This window comes from Sphaerisporangium sp. NPDC005289, from assembly GCF_040607455.1.
GTDB lineage: Bacteria > Actinomycetota > Actinomycetes > Streptosporangiales > Streptosporangiaceae > Sphaerisporangium > Sphaerisporangium rhizosphaerae.
In genome coordinates, this window is record NZ_JBEXGS010000019.1 from 19,122 (window position 1) to 40,945 (window position 21,824).

20 protein-coding genes are annotated in these 21,824 nt (G+C 72.9%); 7 read left to right on the forward strand and 13 right to left on the reverse strand.

Translation table 11 applies throughout. The features are described 5' to 3' along the window. Positions 1-18 precede the first annotated feature (18 nt). On the reverse strand, positions 19-1,047 hold the full coding sequence (locus ABZT47_RS28315; RefSeq protein WP_354848439.1) for a S8/S53 family peptidase: 1,029 nt from the start codon (positions 1,045-1,047) through the stop codon (positions 19-21). Between the two features lie 203 nt (positions 1,048-1,250). Between ABZT47_RS28315 and ABZT47_RS28320 the strand changes: the two genes are divergently transcribed. Beyond that, on the forward strand, positions 1,251-1,745 hold the full coding sequence (locus ABZT47_RS28320) for a DUF3145 domain-containing protein (RefSeq protein ID WP_354848442.1): 495 nt from the start codon (positions 1,251-1,253) through the stop codon (positions 1,743-1,745). A gap of 188 nt (positions 1,746-1,933) precedes the next feature. Here the strand turns inward: ABZT47_RS28320 and ABZT47_RS28325 are convergent, their stop codons facing one another. The 9 genes from ABZT47_RS28325 to ABZT47_RS28365 all read right to left on the reverse strand — a co-directional run bounded on the left by ABZT47_RS28325 (position 1,934) and on the right by ABZT47_RS28365 (position 10,393). Next, a complete protein-coding gene (locus tag ABZT47_RS28325; RefSeq protein ID WP_354848782.1) occupies positions 1,934-3,340 on the reverse strand; it encodes a carboxyl transferase domain-containing protein in 1,407 nt (468 codons plus the stop codon). 33 nt (positions 3,341-3,373) lie between these two features. Continuing rightward, on the reverse strand, positions 3,374-4,606 hold the full coding sequence (gene fabF / locus ABZT47_RS28330) for a beta-ketoacyl-ACP synthase II (RefSeq protein ID WP_354848445.1): 1,233 nt from the start codon (positions 4,604-4,606) through the stop codon (positions 3,374-3,376). 79 nt (positions 4,607-4,685) lie between these two features. Continuing rightward, positions 4,686-4,925: an acyl carrier protein gene (locus ABZT47_RS28335; protein WP_347632694.1), complete on the reverse strand. Its 240-nt coding sequence runs from the start codon at positions 4,923-4,925 to the stop codon at positions 4,686-4,688. 73 nt (positions 4,926-4,998) lie between these two features. After that, complete coding sequence (locus ABZT47_RS28340; RefSeq protein WP_354848785.1) at positions 4,999-5,946, reverse strand: beta-ketoacyl-ACP synthase III; 948 nt, start codon at positions 5,944-5,946, stop codon at positions 4,999-5,001. A 5-nt stretch (positions 5,947-5,951) separates the two neighbouring features. After that, positions 5,952-6,896, reverse strand: a complete 945-nt coding sequence (locus tag ABZT47_RS28345) for an ACP S-malonyltransferase (RefSeq protein ID WP_354848448.1) — start codon at positions 6,894-6,896, stop codon at positions 5,952-5,954. 117 nt (positions 6,897-7,013) lie between these two features. Further along, positions 7,014-8,123 carry a helix-turn-helix domain-containing protein gene (locus tag ABZT47_RS28350; RefSeq protein WP_354848788.1) on the reverse strand — a complete coding sequence of 370 codons (1,110 nt, stop codon included), beginning with the start codon at positions 8,121-8,123 and terminating at the stop codon, positions 7,014-7,016. A gap of 128 nt (positions 8,124-8,251) precedes the next feature. Beyond that, positions 8,252-8,701 (reverse strand): DUF350 domain-containing protein, encoded by a 450-nt coding sequence (locus ABZT47_RS28355; RefSeq protein ID WP_354848451.1) that lies wholly within the window; start codon positions 8,699-8,701, stop codon positions 8,252-8,254. 86 nt (positions 8,702-8,787) lie between these two features. Further along, positions 8,788-9,942 carry a glutathionylspermidine synthase family protein gene (locus tag ABZT47_RS28360; protein ID WP_354848454.1) on the reverse strand — a complete coding sequence of 385 codons (1,155 nt, stop codon included), beginning with the start codon at positions 9,940-9,942 and terminating at the stop codon, positions 8,788-8,790. A 1-nt stretch (position 9,943) separates the two neighbouring features. Further along, positions 9,944-10,393 carry a hypothetical protein gene (locus tag ABZT47_RS28365; protein WP_354848457.1) on the reverse strand — a complete coding sequence of 150 codons (450 nt, stop codon included), beginning with the start codon at positions 10,391-10,393 and terminating at the stop codon, positions 9,944-9,946. 167 nt (positions 10,394-10,560) lie between these two features. On the opposite strand from ABZT47_RS28365, the gene ABZT47_RS28370 reads away from it, so the two are divergent. Next, positions 10,561-11,592: a PHP domain-containing protein gene (locus ABZT47_RS28370; protein WP_354848460.1), complete on the forward strand. Its 1,032-nt coding sequence runs from the start codon at positions 10,561-10,563 to the stop codon at positions 11,590-11,592. A gap of 157 nt (positions 11,593-11,749) precedes the next feature. Next, positions 11,750-12,424 carry a WYL domain-containing protein gene (locus tag ABZT47_RS28375; RefSeq protein WP_354848463.1) on the forward strand — a complete coding sequence of 225 codons (675 nt, stop codon included), beginning with the start codon at positions 11,750-11,752 and terminating at the stop codon, positions 12,422-12,424. Positions 12,425-12,488: 64 nt separating this feature from the next. On the opposite strand, the gene aceE is transcribed toward ABZT47_RS28375, so the two are convergent. Further along, positions 12,489-15,245 (reverse strand): pyruvate dehydrogenase (acetyl-transferring), homodimeric type, encoded by a 2,757-nt coding sequence (gene aceE / locus ABZT47_RS28380; RefSeq protein ID WP_354848466.1) that lies wholly within the window; start codon positions 15,243-15,245, stop codon positions 12,489-12,491. A 401-nt stretch (positions 15,246-15,646) separates the two neighbouring features. Between aceE and ABZT47_RS28385 the strand changes: the two genes are divergently transcribed. From ABZT47_RS28385 to ABZT47_RS28400, 4 genes are read left to right on the forward strand one after another with little or no spacing between them, the layout of a single operon-like run. Further along, positions 15,647-16,165, forward strand: a complete 519-nt coding sequence (locus ABZT47_RS28385; RefSeq protein WP_354848469.1) for a hypothetical protein — start codon at positions 15,647-15,649, stop codon at positions 16,163-16,165. Next, positions 16,165-17,217, forward strand: a complete 1,053-nt coding sequence (locus ABZT47_RS28390) for a peptidoglycan-binding domain-containing protein (RefSeq protein WP_354848472.1) — start codon at positions 16,165-16,167, stop codon at positions 17,215-17,217. The genes ABZT47_RS28385 and ABZT47_RS28390 overlap by 1 nt, the downstream gene beginning before the upstream one ends. After that, positions 17,214-18,200, forward strand: coding sequence for an ABC transporter ATP-binding protein (locus tag ABZT47_RS28395; RefSeq protein WP_354848475.1), 987 nt, complete (start codon positions 17,214-17,216; stop codon positions 18,198-18,200). Before ABZT47_RS28390 ends, ABZT47_RS28395 begins: the two co-directional genes overlap by 4 nt. Continuing rightward, complete coding sequence (locus ABZT47_RS28400; protein ID WP_354848478.1) at positions 18,197-19,414, forward strand: ABC transporter permease; 1,218 nt, start codon at positions 18,197-18,199, stop codon at positions 19,412-19,414. Before ABZT47_RS28395 ends, ABZT47_RS28400 begins: the two co-directional genes overlap by 4 nt. Before the next feature lie 29 nt (positions 19,415-19,443). Here the strand turns inward: ABZT47_RS28400 and ABZT47_RS28405 are convergent, their stop codons facing one another. Next, the gene (locus tag ABZT47_RS28405; RefSeq protein ID WP_354848481.1) at positions 19,444-20,106 is read right to left on the reverse strand and encodes a response regulator transcription factor; all 663 of its coding nucleotides are present in this window, start codon (positions 20,104-20,106) and stop codon (positions 19,444-19,446) included. Beyond that, on the reverse strand, positions 20,103-21,773 hold the full coding sequence (locus tag ABZT47_RS28410; RefSeq protein WP_354848484.1) for an ATP-binding protein: 1,671 nt from the start codon (positions 21,771-21,773) through the stop codon (positions 20,103-20,105). The genes ABZT47_RS28405 and ABZT47_RS28410 overlap by 4 nt, the downstream gene beginning before the upstream one ends. Positions 21,774-21,824: the final 51 nt, after the last annotated feature.

Consider the following 21,824-nt stretch of genomic DNA (forward strand, 5'->3'; position numbering starts at 1 on the left):
TTACACTCGGTGATCAGACTAGCGAGGACCGGCGACATGGACCCCGAGATCGGGAAATCGGGTGCCGGTGGCGTGCAGGATCTGGTGTGCCGCCTCGCCGGGCGGCATGCGGCGTGCGGCGGCGGCGATGGCCCCGCCCACGACGGCGGCCGCGAACGACGTACCACTCCACATGGCATAGCCGTCGAATGGGTGAAAGTCCACGAAACTGCTGGTCAAGGCCTCGCCACGCGCGCACGCGTCCACCCAGGGGCCGTAGGCGGAGAAGCGGGCCCGGGTGACCTCGGCCGAGTCGAGGGCGCCCACGGCGATCACTCCGGGCAGTGCGGCGGGCCAGAAGGGCCGCGAGGAGGCGGTGTTGCCCGCGCAGGCGACGACCACGGTGCCGGTGAGCGTGGCCAGAGCGCGTTCCACCAGAGGCGACGCCCGGTCGTCGTAGGTGTGGCAGCCGAAGGACAGCACCAGCACGTCGACGGGCGCCTCACGCAGGGCGCCGAGGGCGCGCAGCACGCCGGCCTCGTCGCCCACGCCGTGGCTGTCCAGAGCCCGCACGACGCGCAGCCGGATGCCCGGCGCCTGGCGCAGCAGCAGCCCCGCGATGAACGTGCCGTGCCCCGCCTGGCCGTCGAGAAGGCCGTCGCCGTCGGCGTCGAGGACCTCGCCCGGCTGGCCGGGGAACCAGTCGGCGCCGGCGAACCAGGGGTGCGGGGCGAGGCCGGTGTCCAGCACCGCGGCCGTCACCCCGGACGGCTCGCCGCCGCCCAGGGCGAGGGCGGGCGCGGGACGCGGGGCGCCGGAGGGGCCGCCGAAGAACAGCGGCTGCCCCACGACGACATGGTTGGGCGAGGCGTCCTGCCCCCTTTCACGCAACGAGGTGGCGATCTCGCACGGGTCCGCCCCGTGCGACAGGCGCAACAGGAACAGTCCGTCGGTGTGGTGCGCCGACTGGGTCCACCGCCCGGCGGCGTCGGGGGAGCGGGCGAGCAGCTCGCCCGGGCGGATGAAGGCGCGGCGGCCGGGGAGGTGTTCGACGGCCTGCACGTTCACGGGGGGACTCCTTATAGGGAGCGCATAGGGACGGCAATCACGGGATGCATCTTTCCCTATGCGGAGAGTTGCCAAGCGTGATTAGGTATGACCCGGCTCTGGTGCCCCGCCACGACGGACGGTAGTCTCTCCCTCAGTCACTTGTGATCATCCCAGTATGAGGACGTTGGGGAAGGCGCACCTCGTACGAAACGGGAGGTCCGGTGTCTGCTCGTGGCGTGCTGTACGTCCACTCGGCTCAGCCCGCGCTGTGCCCGCACATCGAATGGGCGGTCGCGGGTGTCCTTGGCATACCCGTCGACCTGTCGTGGACCCCTCAGCCAGCCCAGCCTGGCACCGTGCGCACACAGGCCGAGTGGGAAGGTCGTCCCGGCGCGGCCGCGGCGATCACGTCGTCCCTCATGGGCTGGCAGCGCATCCGTTTTGAGATCACCGAGGATGCCTCGCCGGGCGTGGACGGCTCGCGGCATGCCTACACGCCGACGCTCGGCGCCTACACGGCGATGATCGGCGTGTCCGGCGACATCATGGTGCCCGAGGACAGGCTGCGCAACGTGATGCTGATGGCGGCGCAGGGCCGGGTGGTCCTTGAGGAGGAGCTCGACAAGCTGCTCGGCAAACAGTGGGACGAGGAGCTCGAGCCGTTCCGGTACGCCGGCGACGGCGCCCCGGTCCGGTGGCTGCACGCGGCGGTGTGACGCGGCGGTGCCGTCCGGAGTCCCACTGACATGGCGGGCGGCGGCGAACAGCAGGTTCGGCTGCCACTCGGCCGCCGGGAGGCCGGCGGTGTGACGCGGCGATGTGAGAGGGTTCCGCAACCGGAACGCCGGTGCGGATCCTTCTTCGTGAGGCCCGGTGAGCCTCGGAAAGCAGGGGCCGTTCCCGGCTACAGCGGGATGTTGCCGTGGGCGCCGCGTGCGGGGGTGGCCTGGGCGAGGACCCTGGCGATGGCGCCGCGGGTCTCGGCGGGCTTGATGACCTCGTCCACCACGCCGATCTGGATGGCCCGGTCGAGGCCGCCTGCGATCTTCTCGTGCTCCTCGGCGAGCCGCGCCTCCACGGCGGAGCGCTCCTCCTCGGGGGCGGCGGCGATCTCGCGCCGCTTGAGCACGCGCACGGCGGCCAGGGCCCCCATGACGGCGACCTCGGCGGTCGGCCAGGCGAACACCCTGGTGGCGCCCAGCGCCCGGGAGTTCATCGCGACGTACGCCCCGCCGTAGGCCTTGCGGGTGACCAGCGTGACCCGGGGCACCGACGCCTCGGCGAAGGCGTGCAGGAGCTTGGCGCCGCGCCGGACGACGCCGTCGTGCTCCTGGCCGACGCCGGGAAGGTAGCCGGGGACGTCCACCAGGACGACCAGCGGCACCCCGAAGGCATCGCACATGCGCACGAACCGGGCGGCCTTCTCGGCCGAGGCGGAGTCGAGGCAGCCGGCCAGCCGCATCGGGTTGTTGGCGATGACGCCGACCGTGCGGCCGCCGAGGCGGCCCAGCGTGGTGACGATGTTGGGCGCCCACTTGGGGTGCAGCTCCACCCCGGGCTCGTCCAGCAGGCCGGTGACCAGGGGGTGCACGGAGTACGCGCGGCGCGCCCGGTCGGGCAGCAGGCCGGAGAAGTCGACGTCCTGCACCGACTCGGGGCGCAGGCGGCCCTGGTGGCCGAGCAGCACGGCCAGGCGGCGTGCCTGCAGCAGGGCCTCGCCGTCGGTCTTGGTGACGACGTGGACGACGCCGCTGCGCCTGCTGTGCGGCTCGGGGCCGCCCAGGGCGGCCATGTCGATCTGCTCGCCGGTGACGCTGCGCACGACGTCGGGGCCGGTGACGAAGATGCGGCCCTGGTCGGACAGGATCACCAGGTCGGTGAGGGCCGGCCCGTAGGCGGCGCCGCCGGCGGCCGGGCCGAGCACCACGGAGATCTGCGGGACCAGCCCCGAGGCGCGGGTCATCGCGGCGAAGACCCGGCCGACGGCGTGCAGGGACTCGACGCCCTCGGCGAGCCGGGCGCCGCCGGAGTGCCACAGGCCGACGACCGGGACCCGCTCGCGGACCGCGACGTCGTAGGCGTGCACGATGTGCTCGCAACCGGCGGTGCCCATGGCACCGCCCTGGATCCGCGCGTCGCTCGCGAACGCCACCACCGGCACGCCCTCCACGCGCCCCATGGCGGCCAGCGTGCCGCTGCGGTCGTCGTCGGGGGAGAGCGGCTGGACCGTGCCCTGGTCGAACAGGGCGGTCAGACGCGCATGCGGATCGCGAGGGTCGGCAGGCTGCTGTTCGTGAGCCTGGGCCGTCACCCCGTCGTCGAGCACGGTCACGGGCTCTCCCACTCAGGCGCTGGTGAAGGCCACGGCGACGTTGTGCCCGCCGAAGCCGAACGAGTTGTTGATCGCGGCGATCTGGCCTTCGGGGAGCTTGCGCGGCTCGCCGCGCACGATGTCGACCTCGACTCCTTCGTCGAGGTCGTCGATGTTGATGGTGGGCGGGACCACGCGGTCGTACAGGGCCTTGATGGTGAAGACCGACTCGATGCCGCCGGCGCCGCCGAGCAGGTGTCCGGTGGAGGACTTGGTGGCCGTCACGAACGGGTGGTCACCGATGATCTCCTGGATGGCGACCGCCTCCACGACGTCGCCCGCGGGGGTGGAGGTGGCGTGCGCGTTGACGTGCAGGATGTCGCGTCCGGTGAGCCCGGCGTCCTCCAGCACCTTGCGGGCCGCGCTGCGGATGCCGGCGCCCGTCGGCTCGGGCTGGGCGATGTGGTGGGCGTCGGAGGAGTAGCCGACGCCGGCGGCCTCGGCGTAGATGCGCGCGCCGCGGGCCAGGGCGTGCTCCTCGGACTCAAGGACGATGATGCCCGCCCCCTCGCCCAGGACGAACCCGTCGCGGCCGGCGTCCCAGGGACGGGACGCGTGCGAGGGGTCGTCGTTGCGCGTGGACATGGCGCGCATGGCGGCGAAGGAGGCGATGTTCAGCGGGTGGATGGCGGCCTCGGTGCCGCCGGCCACGACGACGTCCGCCCGTCCCGTCCTGATCATCTCCATGGCGTAGCCGACGGACTCGGCGCCGGTGGCGCAGGCGCTCACGGTCGCGTGGACGCCGGCGGTGGCGCCGAGTTCGATGCTGATCCATCCGGCCGAGCCGTTGGGCATGAGCATGGGGACGGTGAAGGGCGACAGCCGCTGCCAGCCCTTCTCCTTGTAGGTGTCGTAGGCGGCCAGGATCGTGGTGATGCCGCCGATGCCGCTGCCGACGACGACGCCGAGCCGGTCGGGCGCGACCTTCGGCGTCCCGGCGTCCCGCCAGGCCTCGCGGGCCGCGATGAGCGCGAACTGCTCGGCACGGTCCAGGCGGCGGGCCTCGGGGCGGGGCAGCACCTCACCCGGTTCGACGGCGACCTTGGCGGCGAACTTCACCGGCAGGGTGTCGACCCAGTCCTCGGTGAGGGGCCGCACGCCGGACTGCCCGGCGAGGAGCGCCGACCAGGACGAGGCGACGTCTCCGCCGAGGGGCGTTGTCACGCCGAGCCCGGTGACAACGACACGTACTCGATCTCTGCTCACGTGGGGCGCTCCTTGTGGTTCGAGGTGAAGCGTGGGGGGCTCAGACGCCCGGTCGTGCGGCCGGACGCCTGAGGTGGATCTAGTTCTGGATGAAGTTGATGACGTCCTTGACGGTCTTGAGGTGCTTGAGCTGGTCGTCGGGGATCTCGACGCCGAACTCGTCCTGCGCGGCGACGGCGATCTCGACCATGGAGAGCGAGTCGATGTCGAGGTCGTCCACGAAGTTCTTCTCGGGGGTGACCTCGGTCGCCGGGATGCCCGTGATCTCGTTGATGATCTTGCCGAGGCCCGCGAGGATCTCCTGCTCGGTCAGTGCCATGTCGCGATTTCTCCTTGGATTCGGGTGCTTCTCTTGGTGTGTACGGCGCGCCGTGCGGGCCTTCCGTACAAGCTCAGGGGATCTCTATCACTTGGCCGGCGTAGGTCAGGCCCGCGCCGAAGCCGAGCAGCAGCGCCAGGCCGCCCGACTGGACCTCGCCGCGCTCGATCATGCGGCTCAGGGCCAGCGGGATCGAGGCCGCCGAGGTGTTGCCCGCCAGGACGATGTCCTTGGCGATGACCGCCTTGTCCGCGCCGATCTTGCGGGCGATGGCCTCGATGATGCGCAGGTTCGCCTGGTGGGGGACGAAGGCCGCCAGCTCGGAGGGGTCCACGCCGGCACGCTCACACGCCTGCCTGGCGACCGGGTGAAGCGCGGTGGTGGCCCAGCGGAACACCGTCTGGCCTTCCTGGTGGAGGAAGGAGTCGCGGTCCCTGACGATGATCGCGTCGGACTTGTCGCCGGCGCTGCCCCAGACGACCGGCCCGATGCCCGGGGTCTCGGAGGGCCCGACCACGGCCGCGCCGGCGCCGTCTGCGAAGATCACGCAGGTGGCACGGTCGGTCCAGTCGACCCACTGGGAGAGCTTCTCGGTGCCGACGACCAGCACGTTGGTGGCAGAGCCCGCGCGGACGGCGTCGCCCGCGGCGGCCAGGGCGTAGCAGAAGCCGGCGCAGGCGGCGTTGACGTCGAAGGCGCCGGGGGAGTCGATGCCCAGGCGGTGGGCGACGCGGGCGGCGGCGTTGGGGATCTGCGCCTCGAGGGTGCAGGTGGCGACGACGACCAGGTCGATCTCGTCGGCCGACAGCCCGCTGGCGGCCAGCGCCTTGCCGCCGGCCTGCACGGCGATGTCGATGTCGGTCTCTTCGGGGCCGGCGACCCGGCGTTCCTTGATGCCGACGCGGCTCTGGATCCACTCGTCGTTGGTGTCGATGGTCTTCGCCAGGTCATCGTTGGTGACGACGCCGGCCGGCTGGTATCCGCCGAAGGCGAGCACCCTGGCGCCCGGGGCGCCTCGCATGATCCTCACTGGCCGGTCTCCTTGCTGATAAGGGCGCGTGCGGCCTCGAGGTCGCCGGGGGTCTTGAGCGCGACCGTCGCGACGCCGGGCAGCGCGCGCTTGGCCAGGCCGGTGAGCGTGCCGCCGGGCAGCAGCTCGATGACGGCGGTGACGCCGAGCCCTGCCATGGTGGCCATGCACAGGTCCCACCTGACCGGGCGGGCCACCTGGTCGACCAGCCGCCGGACGAACTCGCCGCCGCCGGCGACGGCCTGGCCGTCGGCGTTGGACAGCAGGGTCGCGCGCGGGTCGCCGGGGGTGACGCCGGCCGCCTCCGACCGCAGGTGCTCGACGGCGGGCGCCATGTGGCGGGTGTGGAACGCTCCGGCCACCGACAGCGCGCGAAGCCGCGCCCGCGCCGGAGGCTCGGCCGCGAAGGCGGCGAGCTGCTCGGTGGTGCCGGCCGCGACGATCTGCCCGGCTCCGTTGATGTTGGCCGGGGTGAGGCCGTGCCGCTCGATGGCCGACAGGACCTCCTCCTCCGCGCCGCCGAGCACGGCCGTCATGCCCGTCTCGGTGACGGCGGCGGCCTTGGCCATCGCCTGGCCGCGCTGCGCGACCAGGCGCAGGGCCTCCTCCGGGGTGAGGACGCCGGCCAGGGCCGCGGCGGTGAACTCGCCGACGCTGTGCCCGGCGAGCACGTCCGCGGCGGGCGCCGTCCCTGCGGCGCCGTCACCCTCCGTGGCCGGCAGCACCTCGGCGACGGCGAGGCCGGCGGCCACGAGCAGGGGCTGGGCGACGGAGGTGTCGCGGATCTCCTCCGCTCCCGCCGTGGTGCCGTAGGAGATCAGGTCGAGGCCGACGACGTCCGACCACGCCGACAACCGGTCGCGCAGACCGGGGATCTCGAGCCACGGGGAAAGGAAGCCGGGAGTCTGGGCGCCTTGCCCGGGAGCGACGATGACGAGCACAAAATCCACCATGCCCTGTAGGAGTTCACCACACTGCTAATGATCCGTACGAACTTTGTCGGTGGGTCTTTGTAGGAATCCTCTATCAGAGGTTTCCGGACCGTTACCGAACCCTGGTTAGGTCGCGGTTGCCCGCGAGAGCCTGCCGAGGATCAGGCCGACCTGCAGAGTGAAGGCCGACCGGCCCTCGGTGGGCTGGTAGCCCGTCAGTTCTGTGATCTTTTTCAGACGGTAACGCACGGTGTTCGGGTGGACGAACAACAGACGGGCCGTGGCTTCCAAAGATGTGCCCTGCTCCAGGTAGGTCGCCAGTGTGTCGAGCAGCGGAGTGCCCTCCAGGGGCTTGTACACGTTCTCGATGAGCTGCTCGCGGGCGTCGGTGTCGCCGTCGATGGCCCGCTCGGCGAGCAGATCCTCGGCGAGCACCGGGCGGGGGGCGTCCGGCCAGCCCTGCGCCGCCCGCAGGCCGGCGACGGCCGCGCGCGCGGAGCTCGCCGCCGCGTGCAGGTCGGGCACCTCGGGACCGATGACGATGGGCCCCGGGCCGAAGCGCGGCACCACGTGCCGGGCGGCGTCCTTGATGCTGTCGGCCCCGCCCACGATGACGATCAGGCGGTCGCCCTGCACCCCGGCCAGCAGGTCGTGGCCGAGCCTGCGGCCCTTGTCGCGCATGCCGTCGATGACCGTCTGGGGGTCGGCGTCGGGGGCGTAGCCGGCGAGCACGACGACGGGGGAGGAGGTCCAGCCGAGCGCCGCCGCCCACGAGTGCAGCCCTTCGTCCACCTCGCCGCGGACCAGCGCGTCCACGATGAGCGCTTCCAGGCGGGCGTCCCACGCGCCGCGCACCTCGGCCTCGCGGGCGTAGACGTGGGCGGCGGCGAAGGCGACGTCGCGGGTGTAGCGCAGCATGGCCTGGCGCAGCAGCTCCTCGCCGCCGGGCGCCGCGAGCTCCTGAACCTCGGCCTCGACCACCTCCACGACGATGCGCACCAGGTCGACCGTCTGCTGCAGCGAGACCGACCGCTTCAGCTCGCGCGGAGCGGTGCCGAAGATCTCGATGCTCGGCGTCGGCCTGCCCTCGTCGGCGTGCTGGAACCACTCGACGAAGGCGGCGATGCCCGCCTGCGCGACCAGCCCGACCCATGAGCGGTCCTCCGCCGACAGGGCGCGGTACCACGGCAGCCTCTCGTCCATGTGGGTCATCGCGGCGGTGCCGAGACTTCCCATCGCCCGCTCCAGCCGTCGTGCGGTGTCCTCGCGTACCCGGTCATTCACATCCCTAGGGTGCCAGGTCAGCGTGAGTGCGACAGCCGGAGGTGCGGTATGTCACCGCCGGTGCGGCGCGCGGTGAGAGGTCAGATCACCGCGACGGCGGTGATGAGCCCGATCGCCACGTGGGTCACGGCGAGCAGGACGGCGCCCGGCTGCAGCCCCGGCTCGCGCACCAGGTCGCGCACCGAGATGCCGGCCACCCGGTCGAACAGCAGCATGCCCAGGGCCTGCACGACGATGCCGGTGACGCCGAACACCAGGGTGGCCAGCAGCCCTTCCTGCAGGGCGCCGCCGGAGGACCAGATGGACGCCGCGACGATGAGGCCGACGGCGGACAGCCCCGACGAGGTGAGCAGCGCCGCGTTGGGGTTGCGGTCCTGCTGGATCACCTTGCTGAGCCGGCCGGGGGTGGCCAGGTCGATCACGTAGAAGCCGGCGATCATCAGCAGGACGCCCAGGACCGCGTACGCGAGGATCGCGAGGGCTCCTCGGCCGAGCGCCTCCCCGAGGGGACCGGCGAGCGCGATGGTCATGTCTTGTGCTCCTTGGGCTGTGTCAGGCGGGGGGTGGGGACGCCGCGCGGGCCGCCCTCGGGGGCGGCGGCGCGGCGGTCACGGGGTCAGAGGGCGATGCGGTGCGGGACGAACGAGGAGGTGTCATCGGTGATCAGGCCCGAGGTCTCCCGGATGCCGAGCCCGGCGGCCTCGTCCCCGACGACCCAGGCGCCCAGCACCGGGCGCCAGCCGTCGAAGTCGGGCAGCGCGCGGAACTCCTGGTAGACGTAGCCCTCGGCGCCGTAGTCGCCCTCGGTGCTGTGGGCGCCGTCCGGGGTGACGACGCGCATGCTCGCGCCCTCGCGGCCGAGCAGGGGCTTGGCGATGTGGGCGGGCAGGTCGCGCGGGCCGTCCAGGTAGGCGGGGAGCAGGTTCGGGTGGCCGGGGTGCAGCTCCCACAGCAGGGCCAGCAGCGCCTTGTTGGACAGCAGCATCTTCCACAGCGGCTCGATCCAGGTCATCGAGACCTGCCCGCGCACGGCCCGCGGCCCGAACGGGTCGGCGACCGCCCACTCCCACGGGTAGAGCTTGCACAGCGTGCGGATCACCCGGTGCTCCATGTCGACGAAGCGCAGCGCCCGGGAGTCCCAGCCGATGTCCTCCATGGCGATGGCGACCGTCGCCCGGCCGGCCTGCTCGGCGGTCTCCTGCAGGTACCCGAGCGTCATGGCCTCCTCGCCGGTCTCGTCCATGTTGGTCCAGGCGAAGTGCGCGGGGCCGGTCTGCAGCGGCAGCTCGCGCCACCGGTCGACCAGGCGTTCGTGGATGGAGTTCCACTGGTCGTCGGCGGGGTGGACGTCCTTGAGCCAGAACCACTGGACCAGCGAGCTCTCGACGAGGCTCGTCGGGGTGTCGGCGTTGTACTCCAGCAGCTTGGCCGGCCCCCGCCCGTCGTAGCGCAGGTCGAAGCGACCGTACACGTGCGGGTCGCGGCGCCGCCAGGACGCCTCGATCTCCGGGGCCACCCACTCGGGGATCGCGAAGTCGCGGTAGCGGCCGGCGGCGACCACGTGCTCGACGGCCGCCAGGCACATGGCGTGCAGCTCCTCGACCTGGCTCTCCAGGGAGAGGACCTCCTCCATGGTGAAGGCGTAGTGCACGCCCTCGTCCCAGTAGGGCCGGTCGAGGCCGGACGGGTGCGCCGAGCGGTGGTAGGCCAGGCCCTGCGCCTCGATGGTCTTCTCCCAGCCGTCCCGCCGCGCGGACCTCTGCCTGCGCACCTCAGCTTCCCCCGACGCCGCGGCCGCCGAAGCCGCCGCGCTGGAGCACGGCGCCCGATCTGCTGCTGACGTGGGCGTTCGGCGGCCTGACGGTCGTGCCGCGCAGCACCCGGCCGGCCTGCCTGACGCCCCCGTAGTACCAGCCGAAGGCGCCGCGCGACCCGTAGTAGCCGGAGCGGTGGTCGTCGCAGTGGTCGTCGTCCACGACCTGGTAGGACCCGTCGGCCGTGCGGCTGCGCAGGTCCACGCAGTCGGCGGTGACCTTCTCGGCGAAGGTGCCCTGGGCGGCGCAGAAGCCGACCACCAGGGTGGAGAGCAGTCCCATCGTGCCCAGCGTGATCGCGGTGGAGGACAGCTTCCTGCCGCCGGGCGGCGGCGTCGCCGCGGACCTCGCCGCGTCTTTCGCCAGCGGATGTGGCGGTCGTACGGGCTTGGGGCGGGGTGTCGCCATCGGGGTCCGTCTCTCGAAAAAGTGTGCAAAGCCTACGTTTGCCCGGTTAACGCGGCAAGCGCGGCAGAAGTTTCTGATGCCTGATGAACAGCGTTATTTCAGTGCTTATCGGACCACAGGCCGTGCGACGCGGGAACGCTGGGTAGATTCGCAGCTGTGGAGCAGCAGTGGAACCGGTAGAAGCGCTGAAGCGCATCGCCTTCCTCCTGGAACGGGCCGGCGAGCCGACCTACCGGGTGCGGGCCTTCCGCGGCGCCGCCTCCGCCATCGGCGACCTCCCGCGCGACGAGCTCGCGCGGCTCGCCCGCTCCGGCGGGCTTCAGGAGCTCAAAGGCGTCGGCAAGGTCACCGCCCTGGCGATCACCGAAGCCCTGGACGGGCACGTCCCCACCTATCTGCGCCGCCTGGAGGACACCGCCGGCCTCGACCTGGACGAGGCGACGGCCGCCCTGCGCGCCGCCCTCAAGGGTGACCTGCACAGTCACTCCGACTGGTCCGACGGCGGCTCGCCCGTCCAGGAGATGGCCGAGGCCGCCCGCGGGCTCGGCCACGACTACCTCGCCCTCACCGACCACTCGCCGCGGCTCACCGTCGCCCGCGGCCTGTCCCCCGAGCGGCTGCGCGAGCAGCTCGACCTGGTCGCCGGGCTCAACGACAAGCTCGCGCCGTTCCGCATCCTGACCGGCATCGAGGTCGACATCCTGCCCGACGGCTCGCTCGACCAGGAGCCCGAGCTGCTCGACCGGCTCGACGTGGTGGTCGCCAGCGTCCACTCCAAGCTGCGCATGGACGCCGGCGACATGACCCGCAGGATGGTCACCGCCATCGCCGACCCCCGCGTCGACGTCCTCGGCCACTGCACCGGCCGCATCGTGCGCGGCGACGGCCGCCGCGGCGGCCTGCGGCCGGAGTCGGCGTTCGACGCCGAGATCGTCTTCGAGGCGTGCCGCAGGTTCGGCGTCGCCGTCGAGATCAACTCCCGGCCCGACCGGCTCGACCCGCCCAAGCGGCTGCTGCGGCTGGCCTACGAGATGGGCTGCCTGTTCTCCGTCGACTCCGACGCCCACGCGCCCGGGCAGCTCGAATGGCAGCACTTCGGCTGCGAGCGGGCCGCCCGGTGCGGCGTCGAGCCCGCCCGCGTCGTCAACACCTGGACCCTCGACGCCCTGCTCGACTGGACCGCCGCCGCCTCCGGCTGAACCCGCAGGGGCGCTCCAGCGCTCCTGCCGAGCTTCTCCATGGTGGCCAGGGTCGCGGCCGGCATGGAGACGGCCGCACGCGGCCGGACCGCCCGGCCCGCCCGGCCCGCCGGGCGCGTGCGGCGCGAATGTCGGTGCCCCGGCGTAGGTTCGGGATGTGAACCGTACCGATCGGCTCTACGCCCTCATCGAGGAGCTGCGCGCGATCTCCCCCCGGTGCCGGTCCGCACGGGAGCTGAGCGAGCGATTACAGGTGGGCGCCCGCACCGTCGAGCGCGACATCGAAGCGCTGCGCGCCGCCGGCGTGCCCGTCCGCGCCGAGGACGACGGCTACGCCCTCGACGAGCCCGCCGCGCCCTCGCCCCTCGACCTCACCTCTGACGAGGCGGTGGCCGTCGCCGTCGCCCTCAGCAGGGCCGGAAGGCGTCCCCTGGCGGGCGGCGCCCGCAGCGCCCTGCGCAAGCTGATCGCCGCGACGCCGCCGCCTGGCGCGCCCGCGGCGCGGCCTGCCGCGACCCCCGGCGGGCGGGCCGCGGTCGCCCGGGTCATCGACGAGGCGCTGCTGCACCGGCGGGTGCTGCGCATCACCTACGACGCCAAGTCGGGCGAGACGACCGAGCGCGATGTCGAGCCCGGGGTGTTCATCGGCGGGCGCGGCGGCTTCTGGTACCTGGTGGCGTGGTGCCGTCTCAGGCAGGACGTCCGGGTGTTCCGGCTCGACCGCATCGCGAGCGCCGCGCTCACCGAGGAGGAGGCGCTGCCCCGCCCGTCCCTGGAGGAGTACGCTCCGCGCATCCCCGACCTGATCGCCCAGGACCAGACCCCCGGTTGAGCACCACCGCGGCGGGCCCTCGCGCGAAGTCGCGCGAGGGCCCGCCGGAGACGCCGCTGAAGGGTCAGACCCCCATGGACTGCGTCTCGTTGCTCTCAGGGGTCGCCTGGGCGACGACCTCGGTGACGCCGTTCTTCAGGTGGTAGCGCGCGATGGCCTCGCGCAGCACCTCCTGCTTGACCTCGCCCCGCCTGGCGAGCTCGGTGAGCACCGCCAGCGTGATCGACGCGGCGTCCACGTGGAAGTGGCGGCGCAGCGCCGAGCGGGTGTCCGACAGGCCGAAGCCGTCGGTGCCCAGCGAGGTCCAGTCGCCGGGGACCCAGCGGGAGATCTGGTCGGGGACCGCGCGCATGTAGTCGCTGACGCCGACGAAGGGGCCACGTGCCGTCGAGAGCACCTGGGTGACGTAGGGCACCCGCTGCTCGGCCTCGGGGTTGAGCAGGTTGTGCTCGTCGCACGCGAGCGCCTCGCGGCGCAGCTCCGACCACGACGGCGCCGACCACACCGCGGCCGCCACCCCCCACTCTTCGGCCAGCAGGCGCTGGGCCTCCAGCGCCCAGCGGCCGGCCACGCCGGAGGCCAGGATGTTCGCCCGCGGGCCCTCGATGTCGGGGGCCGCGGCGAAGCGGTACAGGCCCTTGAGCACGCCCTCGGCGTCCAGGCCCTCGGGCTCGGCCGGCTGCGGGTAGGGCTCGTTGTAGACGGTGAGGTAGTAGAAGACGTCCTCGGGCTGCTCGCCGTACATGCGCCGCAGGCCGTCCTGGACGATGTGGGCGATCTCGAACGCCCACGCCGGGTCGTAGGACACGGCGGCGGGGTTGGTGGAGGCGATCAGCGGCGAGTGGCCGTCCTCGTGCTGGAGGCCCTCGCCGTTGAGGGTGGTGCGGCCGGCCGTCGCGCCGAGCAGGAAGCCACGGCTCATCTGGTCGCCCATCGCCCACATCTGGTCGGCGGTGCGCTGGAACCCGAACATCGAGTAGAAGATGTAGATCGGGATCATGTGCTCGCCGTGGGTGGAGTAGGCGGAGCCGGCGGCGATGGCCGACCCCATGGACCCCGACTCGCTGATGCCCTCGTGCAGGATCTGACCCTCGGTCGACTCCTTGTAGGACAGCAGCAGGTTGCGGTCGACCGCGTCGTAGGTCTGCCCGTGCGGCGAGTAGATCTTGGCGGTCGGGAACATCGCGTCGAGACCGAAGGTGCGGGCCTCGTCCGGGATGATCGGGACGAAGCGCGAGCCGATCTCCTTGTCGCGCATGAGGTCCTTGAGCAGGCGGACGAAGGCCATCGTCGTGGCGACGTTCTGCTTGCCCGAGCCCTTCTTCAGGTCGGCGTAGACCTTGTCGCCGGGGAGCTTCATCGGCTTGGCCCGCATGACGCGCTTGGGCAGGTAGCCGCCCAGCGCCGCGCGCCGCTCGCGCATGTACGCGATCTCCTCGTCGTTCTCGCCCGGGTGGTAGTACGGGGGCAGCTCGCCCTCGAGGTCCTTGTCGGGGATCGGGAGGTAGAGGCGGTCGCGGAACTCCTTGAGCTCGGCCTTGGTCATCTTCTTCATCTGGTGCGTGGCGTTGCGCGCCTCGAAGTCCTTGCCCAGGGTCCATCCCTTGATGGTCTGGGCGAGGATGACCGTGGGCTGCCCGACGTGCTCGCGGGCGGCCTTGAACGCCGCGTACACCTTGCGGTAGTCGTGGCCGCCGCGCGACAGCTTGCGGATGTCGTCGTCGGACAGGTGCTCGACCATCTTGCGCAGGCGCGGGTCGTCGCCGAAGAAGTTCTCGCGGATGTACTCGCCGGACTCGACGGAGTAGGTCTGGAACTGGCCGTCAGGGGTGGTGTTCATCTTGTTGACGAGCACGCCGTCGACGTCGGCGGCCAGGAGCTGGTCCCACTCGCGGCCCCATACGACCTTGATGACGTTCCAGCCCGCGCCGCGGAAGTACGACTCGAGCTCCTGGATGACCTTGCCGTTGCCGCGCACCGGCCCGTCGAGCCGCTGCAGGTTGCAGTTGATGACGAAGGTGAGGTTGTCGAGCTCCTCGCGGGAGGCGAGGCCGATGGCGCCGAGCGACTCGGGCTCGTCCATCTCGCCGTCGCCGAGGAAGCACCAGACGTGGCTGCGACTGGTGTCCTTGATCTTCCGGTTGAGCAGGTAGCGGTTGAACCGCGCCTGGTAGATCGCCCCGATCGCCCCGAGGCCCATGGAGACCGTGGGGAACTCCCAGAAGTCGGGCATGAGGCGGGGGTGCGGGTACGACGGCAGGCCCTGGAAGCCCTGGGACAGCTCCTGGCGGAAGGCGTCGAGCTGCGACTGGTTCAGGCGGCCCTCGAGGAAGGCGCGGGCGTAGATGCCCGGGGCGGCGTGGCCCTGGATGAACACCTGGTCGCCCGACTCGCCGTGGTCCTTGCCGCGGAAGAAGTGGTTGAACCCCACCTCGTACAACGACGCGGCTGAGGCGTAGGTGGCGATGTGGCCGCCGACGTTGGTGCGGGCGTTGGCCCGGGTCACCATGACCGCGGCGTTCCACCGGATGTAGGCCCTGATGCGCCGTTCGACGTACTCGTCGCCCGGGAACCAGGGTTCGCGCTCCGGCGGGATGGTGTTGATGTAGTCGGTGCTCCGCAGCCCCGGCACCCCGACCTGGTGTTCTCGGGCCCGCTCGAGCAGGCGCAGCATCAGGTAACGGGCTCGGGTGCGACCCTCGGTCTTGACGACGTTGTCAAGCGACTCGAGCCACTCCTGGGTCTCGCTTGGGTCGACATCAGGCAGCTGGCTGGGTAGGCCGTCGCTGATGATCGAGAAACGCTGGCGTCCGGAAGCCACTGGGTCTCGCCTTCCGAGGATGGACGGGTAAGCCTCTTCTTCGTGGTCTAGGTCGTCTTCCATCCTGGCTGCTTACTCCGGAAAGTGCATCTCTACCGTCCGGTAACCAAGATGTCCCTGCTGGCAGGGCGACATATGGCCTAGACCATCGATCGCAGGACGATGTTCGCGGGACGTAACAAATCATAACGATCCGGGGGTCGGTCCAGGTCACCCCTGGGGGACCCCTGTAGGCCCCCGTTCCTCCCTGCCTCCCCCTCCGGAGGGAGTTCCAACCCCGCTCGCGCGCGATGTGCGGCACGGCCCCCGCCGCGAGCCTTGGAAGCGCCACCTCGCCGGCCGCCGCGCGCCCGAGCCGGGCCGCGGCGCCGGCCCCGACCTCCGACAAGGCCAGGGATCCCATGATCAGACGAACCACCGCGTTGCTCGCCGTCGCCGCCGCGCTCGCCGGATGCGGCTCCGGGCAGGGAACGCCGGCCGCCACCTCGGCCCCCACGGCGACCCCCGGGCGACTCGCCGTCTACCGGGAGCTCACCCAGTGCATCCGGACCCACGGCATGCCCGGCTTCCCCGACGTGATGCCCGACCCGCGCACCGGCAAGATCACCCTGCCGCCCGGCACCCGCGAACCCACCGCCGCCGTCATGCGGGCATGCCGGTCCATCGCCGACCGCCTCCCGCCCGAGGGCAGGTCCCGGCCGCCGGTGACGGCCGCCGACGCGGCGAAGCTCCGCCGGTTCGCCGCGTGCATGCGCTCCAACGGCCTGCGCGACTGGCCCGATCCCGACGCCGACGGCGACTTCCCGCTGTCCAGACGCCTGCTGGGCCTGGGCAAGAAGGGCATGAAGCGCCAGCTCGAGGCCTGCAAGGAGCACTTTCCCGCGAACGGGTTCTCGGTCAAGAGCCCGGAGGGCTCCTGATGGCCGGCGCGCTGCGGGCGTCGCTCGCCGGGGCCGTGGTGCTGGCCCTGGCGGGCGGCGGCTGGGTCCTGCTGCGCGACACGCCGGCGGCCCCCGCCGCCGCGCCCGTCGCCACCGGCACCGTCCCGGTGACCGTGGGCGACGTCGCCGCGCGGGAACTGGCGAACGGCACGCTCACCTACGCGGCCACCTACTCGGTCAACGGCGCGGGGGGCGTCCTCACCCGGCTGCCCAAGCTCGGGGCGAGGATCACCCGCGGCCACGCCGTCTACGAGGCCGACGGCGGCAGGGCCATCCTCATGTACGGCCCCCGCCCCGCCTGGCGGGCATTCGCGCTGGGGATGACCTCAGGGGCGGACGTCGAGCAGCTCGAACGCAACCTGCGGGCGCTCGGCTACACAGGCTTCACCGTGGACCGCACCTATGGCCTGTCGACCTACTACGCCGTCCGCAGGTGGCAGCACGACGCGCACCTGCCGGTCACCGGCGCCGTGCCGCTGGGACAGGTGGTGTTCCTGCCGAGGCCCCTGCGCGTCACCGGCCACGACGCCCAGGTCGGCGACGCGGCCGGCGGCCGCGTCCTGCACGGCACCAGCGCGGTGCCCATCGTGTCGGTCCAGCTCGACCCGAGCATGGCGCCGAGGGTCGGCAAGGGGGACAGGGTCACCGTCATCCTCCCCGACGGCCGCAGACGCGGCGGCCAGGTCGCCACGATCAGCACGGTCGCCGTCACCCCGGACCAGCCTCAACAGGACACCGACCCCGCGCAGTCGTACGTGCCGATCACCATCACGCTCTCGGGCAGGCCGGTGCGGGCGCTGGACCAGGCCGTCGTGCAGGTCGAGATCACCGTGGAGCGGCACAAGGACGTCCTCACCGTGCCGATCCTCGCCCTGCTCGCCCAGCCCGGCGGCAGGTTCGCGGTCGTGACCGTCCAGGGGAGCCGCCGCACGACCGTCCCGGTCGAGACCGGGCTGTTCGACGAGACCGAGGGGACCGTCGAGGTGACCGGCGTCCCCGAGGGCGCCCAGGTGGAGGTGCCGAAAGAATGACGCCCGCACGCACGCCGCGCCCCCCGGCCGGGGCGGCGCCACCTGAGGGCGGGCCGTCCGCGGACCGGGCCCGCCCGGTCGGCGACCCGGGGAACAGGGACGTCGCCTGGACCGGGCCGGTGCTGGAACTGGCCGGCGTCCGCAAGGTCTACCCCGGCGAGCCCCCCGTCGAGTCGGTGCGCGGCGTCACGCTGAGCGTGGCCGCGGGAGAGATGGTCGCCCTGCTCGGCCCGTCCGGGTCGGGCAAGTCGACGCTGCTCCACCTCATGGCCGCGCTCGACCGCCCCACCTCCGGCACCGTACGGCTGTCCGACCACGCTGTGGAGTCCTGCGGGGACCGGCGGCTCGCCGGGCTGCGCGCCCACCACGTCGGCGTGGTCTTCCAGCGGTTCTTCCTGCTGGAGAGCCTGAGCGCGCTGGAGAACGTCGCCACCGGGCTGCTGTACCGGGGCGTGCCCGCCGCCGAGCGCCGCCGCCTGGCCGCCGACGCGCTCACCAGGGTCGGGCTCGGGCACCGCGTCCGGCACCGCTCGGCCAAGCTGTCCGGCGGCGAGCGCCAGAGGGTCGCCATCGCCCGCGCGCTGGTCGGCCGGCCGTCCATCGTCTTCGCCGACGAACCCACCGGCAACCTCGACTCGGCGAACGGCAGGGAGATCGTCGCCCTCCTGCGCGAGCTCAACGAACAGGGAACCACTTTGATGATCGTCACGCACGACGCCGGGATCGCCGCCGCCTGCCCCCGGCGGATCGACCTGCGCGACGGCCGGGTCGTCGGCGAGCACCACGACGACGCCCCACCGCACGGGGCCGGCGGGCCGTACGGGGCCGGTGGACTCGACAGGGACGCCCCGCCTCGCGGGGACGTCGTGCCGGGTCGAGACGCCGTGCCTCGCGGGGACGTCGTGCCGGGTCGAGACCCCGTGCCCGGCGGGGACGTCGCACCACGCGGGGACCGCGGGCCGCGCGGGGACGGCGTCCGATGAGGGGCCCACGTCCGGCGGCCGGCGCCCCCGCCGGCCGGTTGCGCGCCGTGGACCTGCTCGCGGTCGGGACGCTCGGGCTGCGCGCCCGCAAGACCCGCGCCCTGCTCTCCGCGCTCGGCATCGCCATCGGCATCGCCGCCATCGTCGCGGTCCTCGGCGTCACCCGCTCCAGCCAGGCGGCGCTCCTGGAACAGATCGACCGGCTCGGGACCAACCTGCTGACCGTGGCCAACGGCCGTGACCTGGGCGGCGCCGAGGCCCTGCTGCCGGTCGGCGCCACCCGCATGCTCCGCCGCGTGGACGGCGTCACGGGCGTCGCGCCCACGACGCAGCTCACGGACAAGAACGTCTACCGCAACGACCACGTGCCGGAGGGCATGACGGGCGGCCTGGCCGTGCGGGCCTGCGACACCACACTGCTGGCCACCCTCGACGGACGGGTCCGGCAGGGCCGCTTCCTGGACGCCGCCACCGCGGGCTACCCCGTCGTCGTGCTCGGCCACCAGGCGGCCCAGACCCTCGGGATCAGCCGCGTCGACGCCTCGACGCGCGTCTGGATCGGCGGCCACTGGTACACCGTCTCCGGCATCCTGGACCCCCTCGTCCTGGCCCCGGAGATCGACCGGTCCGCGCTGGTCGGCTTCCCGGTGGCCGCGCGGCTGCTGGGCTACGACGGTCACCCCAGCCGGCTGTACGTCCGCGCGCGGCAGGAACGCGTGGAGGCCGTGGCCGGCCTGCTCGCGCCGACCACCAACCCCGTCCACGCCGAGCAGGTCCAGGTGGTCCGTCCCTCGGACGCGCTCACCACGCGCGTGGCCGTCGCCGCGTCCTCCGCCACGCTGTTCCTCGGGCTCGGCGCCATCGCGCTGCTGGTCGGCGGCATCGGCATCGGCAACATCATGGTCATCTCGGTGCTGGAGCGCCGCGGGGAGATCGGCCTGCGCCGGGCCCTCGGGGCCACCCGCCGGCACGTGGCCGGGCAGTTCCTGACCGAGTCGCTGGTCCTCGCGGCCATCGGCGGCGCCGGGGGAGTGGCGATCGGCTGCCTGTTCACCCTCGTCCTGGCCCGCACCCGGGGCTGGACGGTGCTGGTGCCGCCGGAGGGGCTGTGGGGCGGCTTCGGGGTCGCCGTGGTCGTGGGCGCCCTGGCCGGCCTCTACCCGGCCCTGCGCGCCGCCCGCCTGCCCCCCACCGAGGCCCTGCGCACCACCTGACGGGGTCGTCGCACCTCTGGACGGGGGCGCTACTCCTTCGGGGTCTCCGGCTCCAGCGCCTCTTCCAGGGGGACCAGGCCGTGTTGCAACCCGAAGATCGCCGCCTGGGTGCGGTCGGCGACGCCCAGCTTGGCCAGGACGCTGGACACGTGCGTCTTCACCGTCTCCTTGCCCAGTGAGAGCGCCCGCGCGATCTCGCTGTTGGAGCGGCCACGCGCGAGCGCGGTCAGCACCTCGCGCTCGCGCGGGGTCAGGAAGTCCAGCGGGGTGCGCCGTTCCCCGCCGCGCACCTGGCGCACCAGCAGCGCGGCGACGCCCGGCGCGAGGACGCTGCCCCCGTACGCGGCCGCCCGCACCGCCTCGACCACCCGGTCCACCGCGGTGGTCTTCGGCAGGTAGGACAGCGCGCCGAGCCGGACGGCCGCCACGACCCGCTCGTCCTCCTGGAAAGAGGTCAGGACGATCACCGCCGGCCGGTCCGGTCCGAGGCGCCGCAGCACCTCCAGGCCGTCCATGCCGGGCATCACCATGTCGAGCAGCACGACCGACGGCCGCACCGCGCGCACGGCGGCCAGGGCCTCGGCCCCGTCGCCGCACTCGCCGACGACCTCGATGCCCTCCTCCTGGTCCAGGACGAACCGCAGTCCCTGCCGCACGACCTCGTGGTCGTCGACGATCAGCACCCGGATCACGGCGCCTCCGCCGCCGGCGCCGCACACGGGACGGGCGGCGCGGACGGGGCCGGCGGGAACGGCGGCACGCCGAACGCGAGCACGGGCGGCCCGACGGGGCGGACGGGCAGGGACGCGCGGACCACCGTGCCGGCGTCCGGCCCGCTGGTGACCGAGAACCGGCCGCCGAGCTCCTCCACTCTCTCGCGCATGAGCCTGAGCCCCATCCCGTGGCTGAGCGAGGGGCGCGAGGGGTCGAATCCGCGGCCGTCGTCGCTGACGACGATCTCGGTCTCGCCTCCGGCGCGCCGCAGCCGCACCTCGATGGCGGTCGGCGCCCCGTGCCTGATCGCGTTGCCGACGGCCTCCTGCGTGAGGCGCAGCACCGCGTGCTCGGCGGCCGGGGTGAGCGGCACCGTCTCGAGCGACGCGCGCATCGTGATCCCGAGACGTGTCTGGTAGGCGTTGCACAGTTCCCGCAACGCGGGGACCAGGCCCGCGTCCTCCAGCGCCACCGGGCGCAGCTCCAGCAGCAGGGCCTGCATCTCGCGCATCGTCCGGGCGGCCGTCCGCTCCATCGTCTCGGCCTCGCGCCGCAGCTCCTGCGGGGCGGCCCTGCGCATGCCCGCCGCCAGCAGGCTCAGGGAGAACAGGTCCTGGGAGATGGAGTCGTGCAGTTCGCGGGCGATGCGCGTCCGCTCGGCCTGGCGCGCGTCGGCCCGCGCCGAGCGCCGTTCGGCCTCCACGGCCGCTCCGAGCCGCTCGGTCATCCGGTTGAACCCCGCCTCCAGCTGCCCGACCTCGTCGGCGCCGCGGACGCCCACCCTGTGGCCGAAGTCCCCCCTCGCCACCGCCGTCGTCACCTCGGCCAGCCGGGTGATGCGGCCGATCAGCCGGCGGGTGCTCAGCATGCCGAACACCACGCCCACCGGCACGACCAGCGCCAGGACCAGCGCGCCGGGCGCGAGCAGCGGCACGGTCGCCTTGGCCGAGGCGGTCGCCTCGTCGAGGTCGGGCGGCGCCTGCACATAGACGTATCCGACCGTCTGCGGCGCATTGCCCTTCCCGGACGGCTCCCAGGGGCCGGTCTCGTCTTCGACGACCACGGAGTCGCCGTCCGCGAACAGCTTCAGGGTCCCGCCGGCCGACGGGCCGAAGACCGGGCTGATCCACCACGCCGCGGCCCCGGCCGCCGTGTCGCTCTTCCCGCCGAGGCCCTGGCCGCCGGTGGGCAGCCGCACCGGCAGCCGCCCGCGTACCGGGTAGGAGGCCGTCGCCGTGCTGGTGATGATCACGCCCTGGGCGTCGAGCAGGACCTCGACCGGGACGCGGTCCGCCTTCCCCGTCACCCTGCGGAGCGGCACGCTCTGCTCGGCGTCCCGTGCCGAGCCGCCGAACCCGGTGAGGCCGTAGGACGACTTCACCGCCCTGGCCAGCAGGTGGGGCAGGTCGTCGCCGGGCGACACCGTGGCCAGCTTGGCGGCCGTCGCGCTCAGGATCTTCGCGTCCTTGCCGGCCTGGTCCTGCAGGCGTGCCACCAGGTCCGACCCGCTCGCCGAGGAGATCACGAGCCCGAGGAGGACGGCCTCCACGATGAGCACGGCCGCGGTGGTGACCAGGACATAGGAGGCCGCCGTGCGCGCCCGGAGCCCCAGCCGCCCCGTCCTCCGGAGCCAGAAGCGCCACATCCTCGCAGAGTAACGTTTCGGTCTTTATTTCCCCTCCCTCCGCCGGGGGAG

Coding starts and splice junctions, on each gene's coding strand:
- ABZT47_RS28395 (WP_354848475.1), top strand. CDS start 17,214: ATGACGCCCGCACGCACGCCGCGCCCCCCGGCCGGGGCGGCGCCACCT.
- ABZT47_RS28365 (WP_354848457.1), bottom strand. CDS start 10,393: ATGGCGACACCCCGCCCCAAGCCCGTACGACCGCCACATCCGCTGGCG.
- ABZT47_RS28355 (WP_354848451.1), bottom strand. CDS start 8,701: ATGACCATCGCGCTCGCCGGTCCCCTCGGGGAGGCGCTCGGCCGAGGA.
- ABZT47_RS28390 (WP_354848472.1), top strand. CDS start 16,165: ATGGCCGGCGCGCTGCGGGCGTCGCTCGCCGGGGCCGTGGTGCTGGCC.
- ABZT47_RS28350 (WP_354848788.1), bottom strand. CDS start 8,123: ATGGGAAGTCTCGGCACCGCCGCGATGACCCACATGGACGAGAGGCTG.
- ABZT47_RS28410 (WP_354848484.1), bottom strand. CDS start 21,773: ATGTGGCGCTTCTGGCTCCGGAGGACGGGGCGGCTGGGGCTCCGGGCG.
- ABZT47_RS28335 (WP_347632694.1), bottom strand. CDS start 4,925: ATGGCACTGACCGAGCAGGAGATCCTCGCGGGCCTCGGCAAGATCATC.
- ABZT47_RS28340 (WP_354848785.1), bottom strand. CDS start 5,946: ATGCGAGGCGCCCCGGGCGCCAGGGTGCTCGCCTTCGGCGGATACCAG.
- ABZT47_RS28400 (WP_354848478.1), top strand. CDS start 18,197: ATGAGGGGCCCACGTCCGGCGGCCGGCGCCCCCGCCGGCCGGTTGCGC.
- ABZT47_RS28385 (WP_354848469.1), top strand. CDS start 15,647: ATGATCAGACGAACCACCGCGTTGCTCGCCGTCGCCGCCGCGCTCGCC.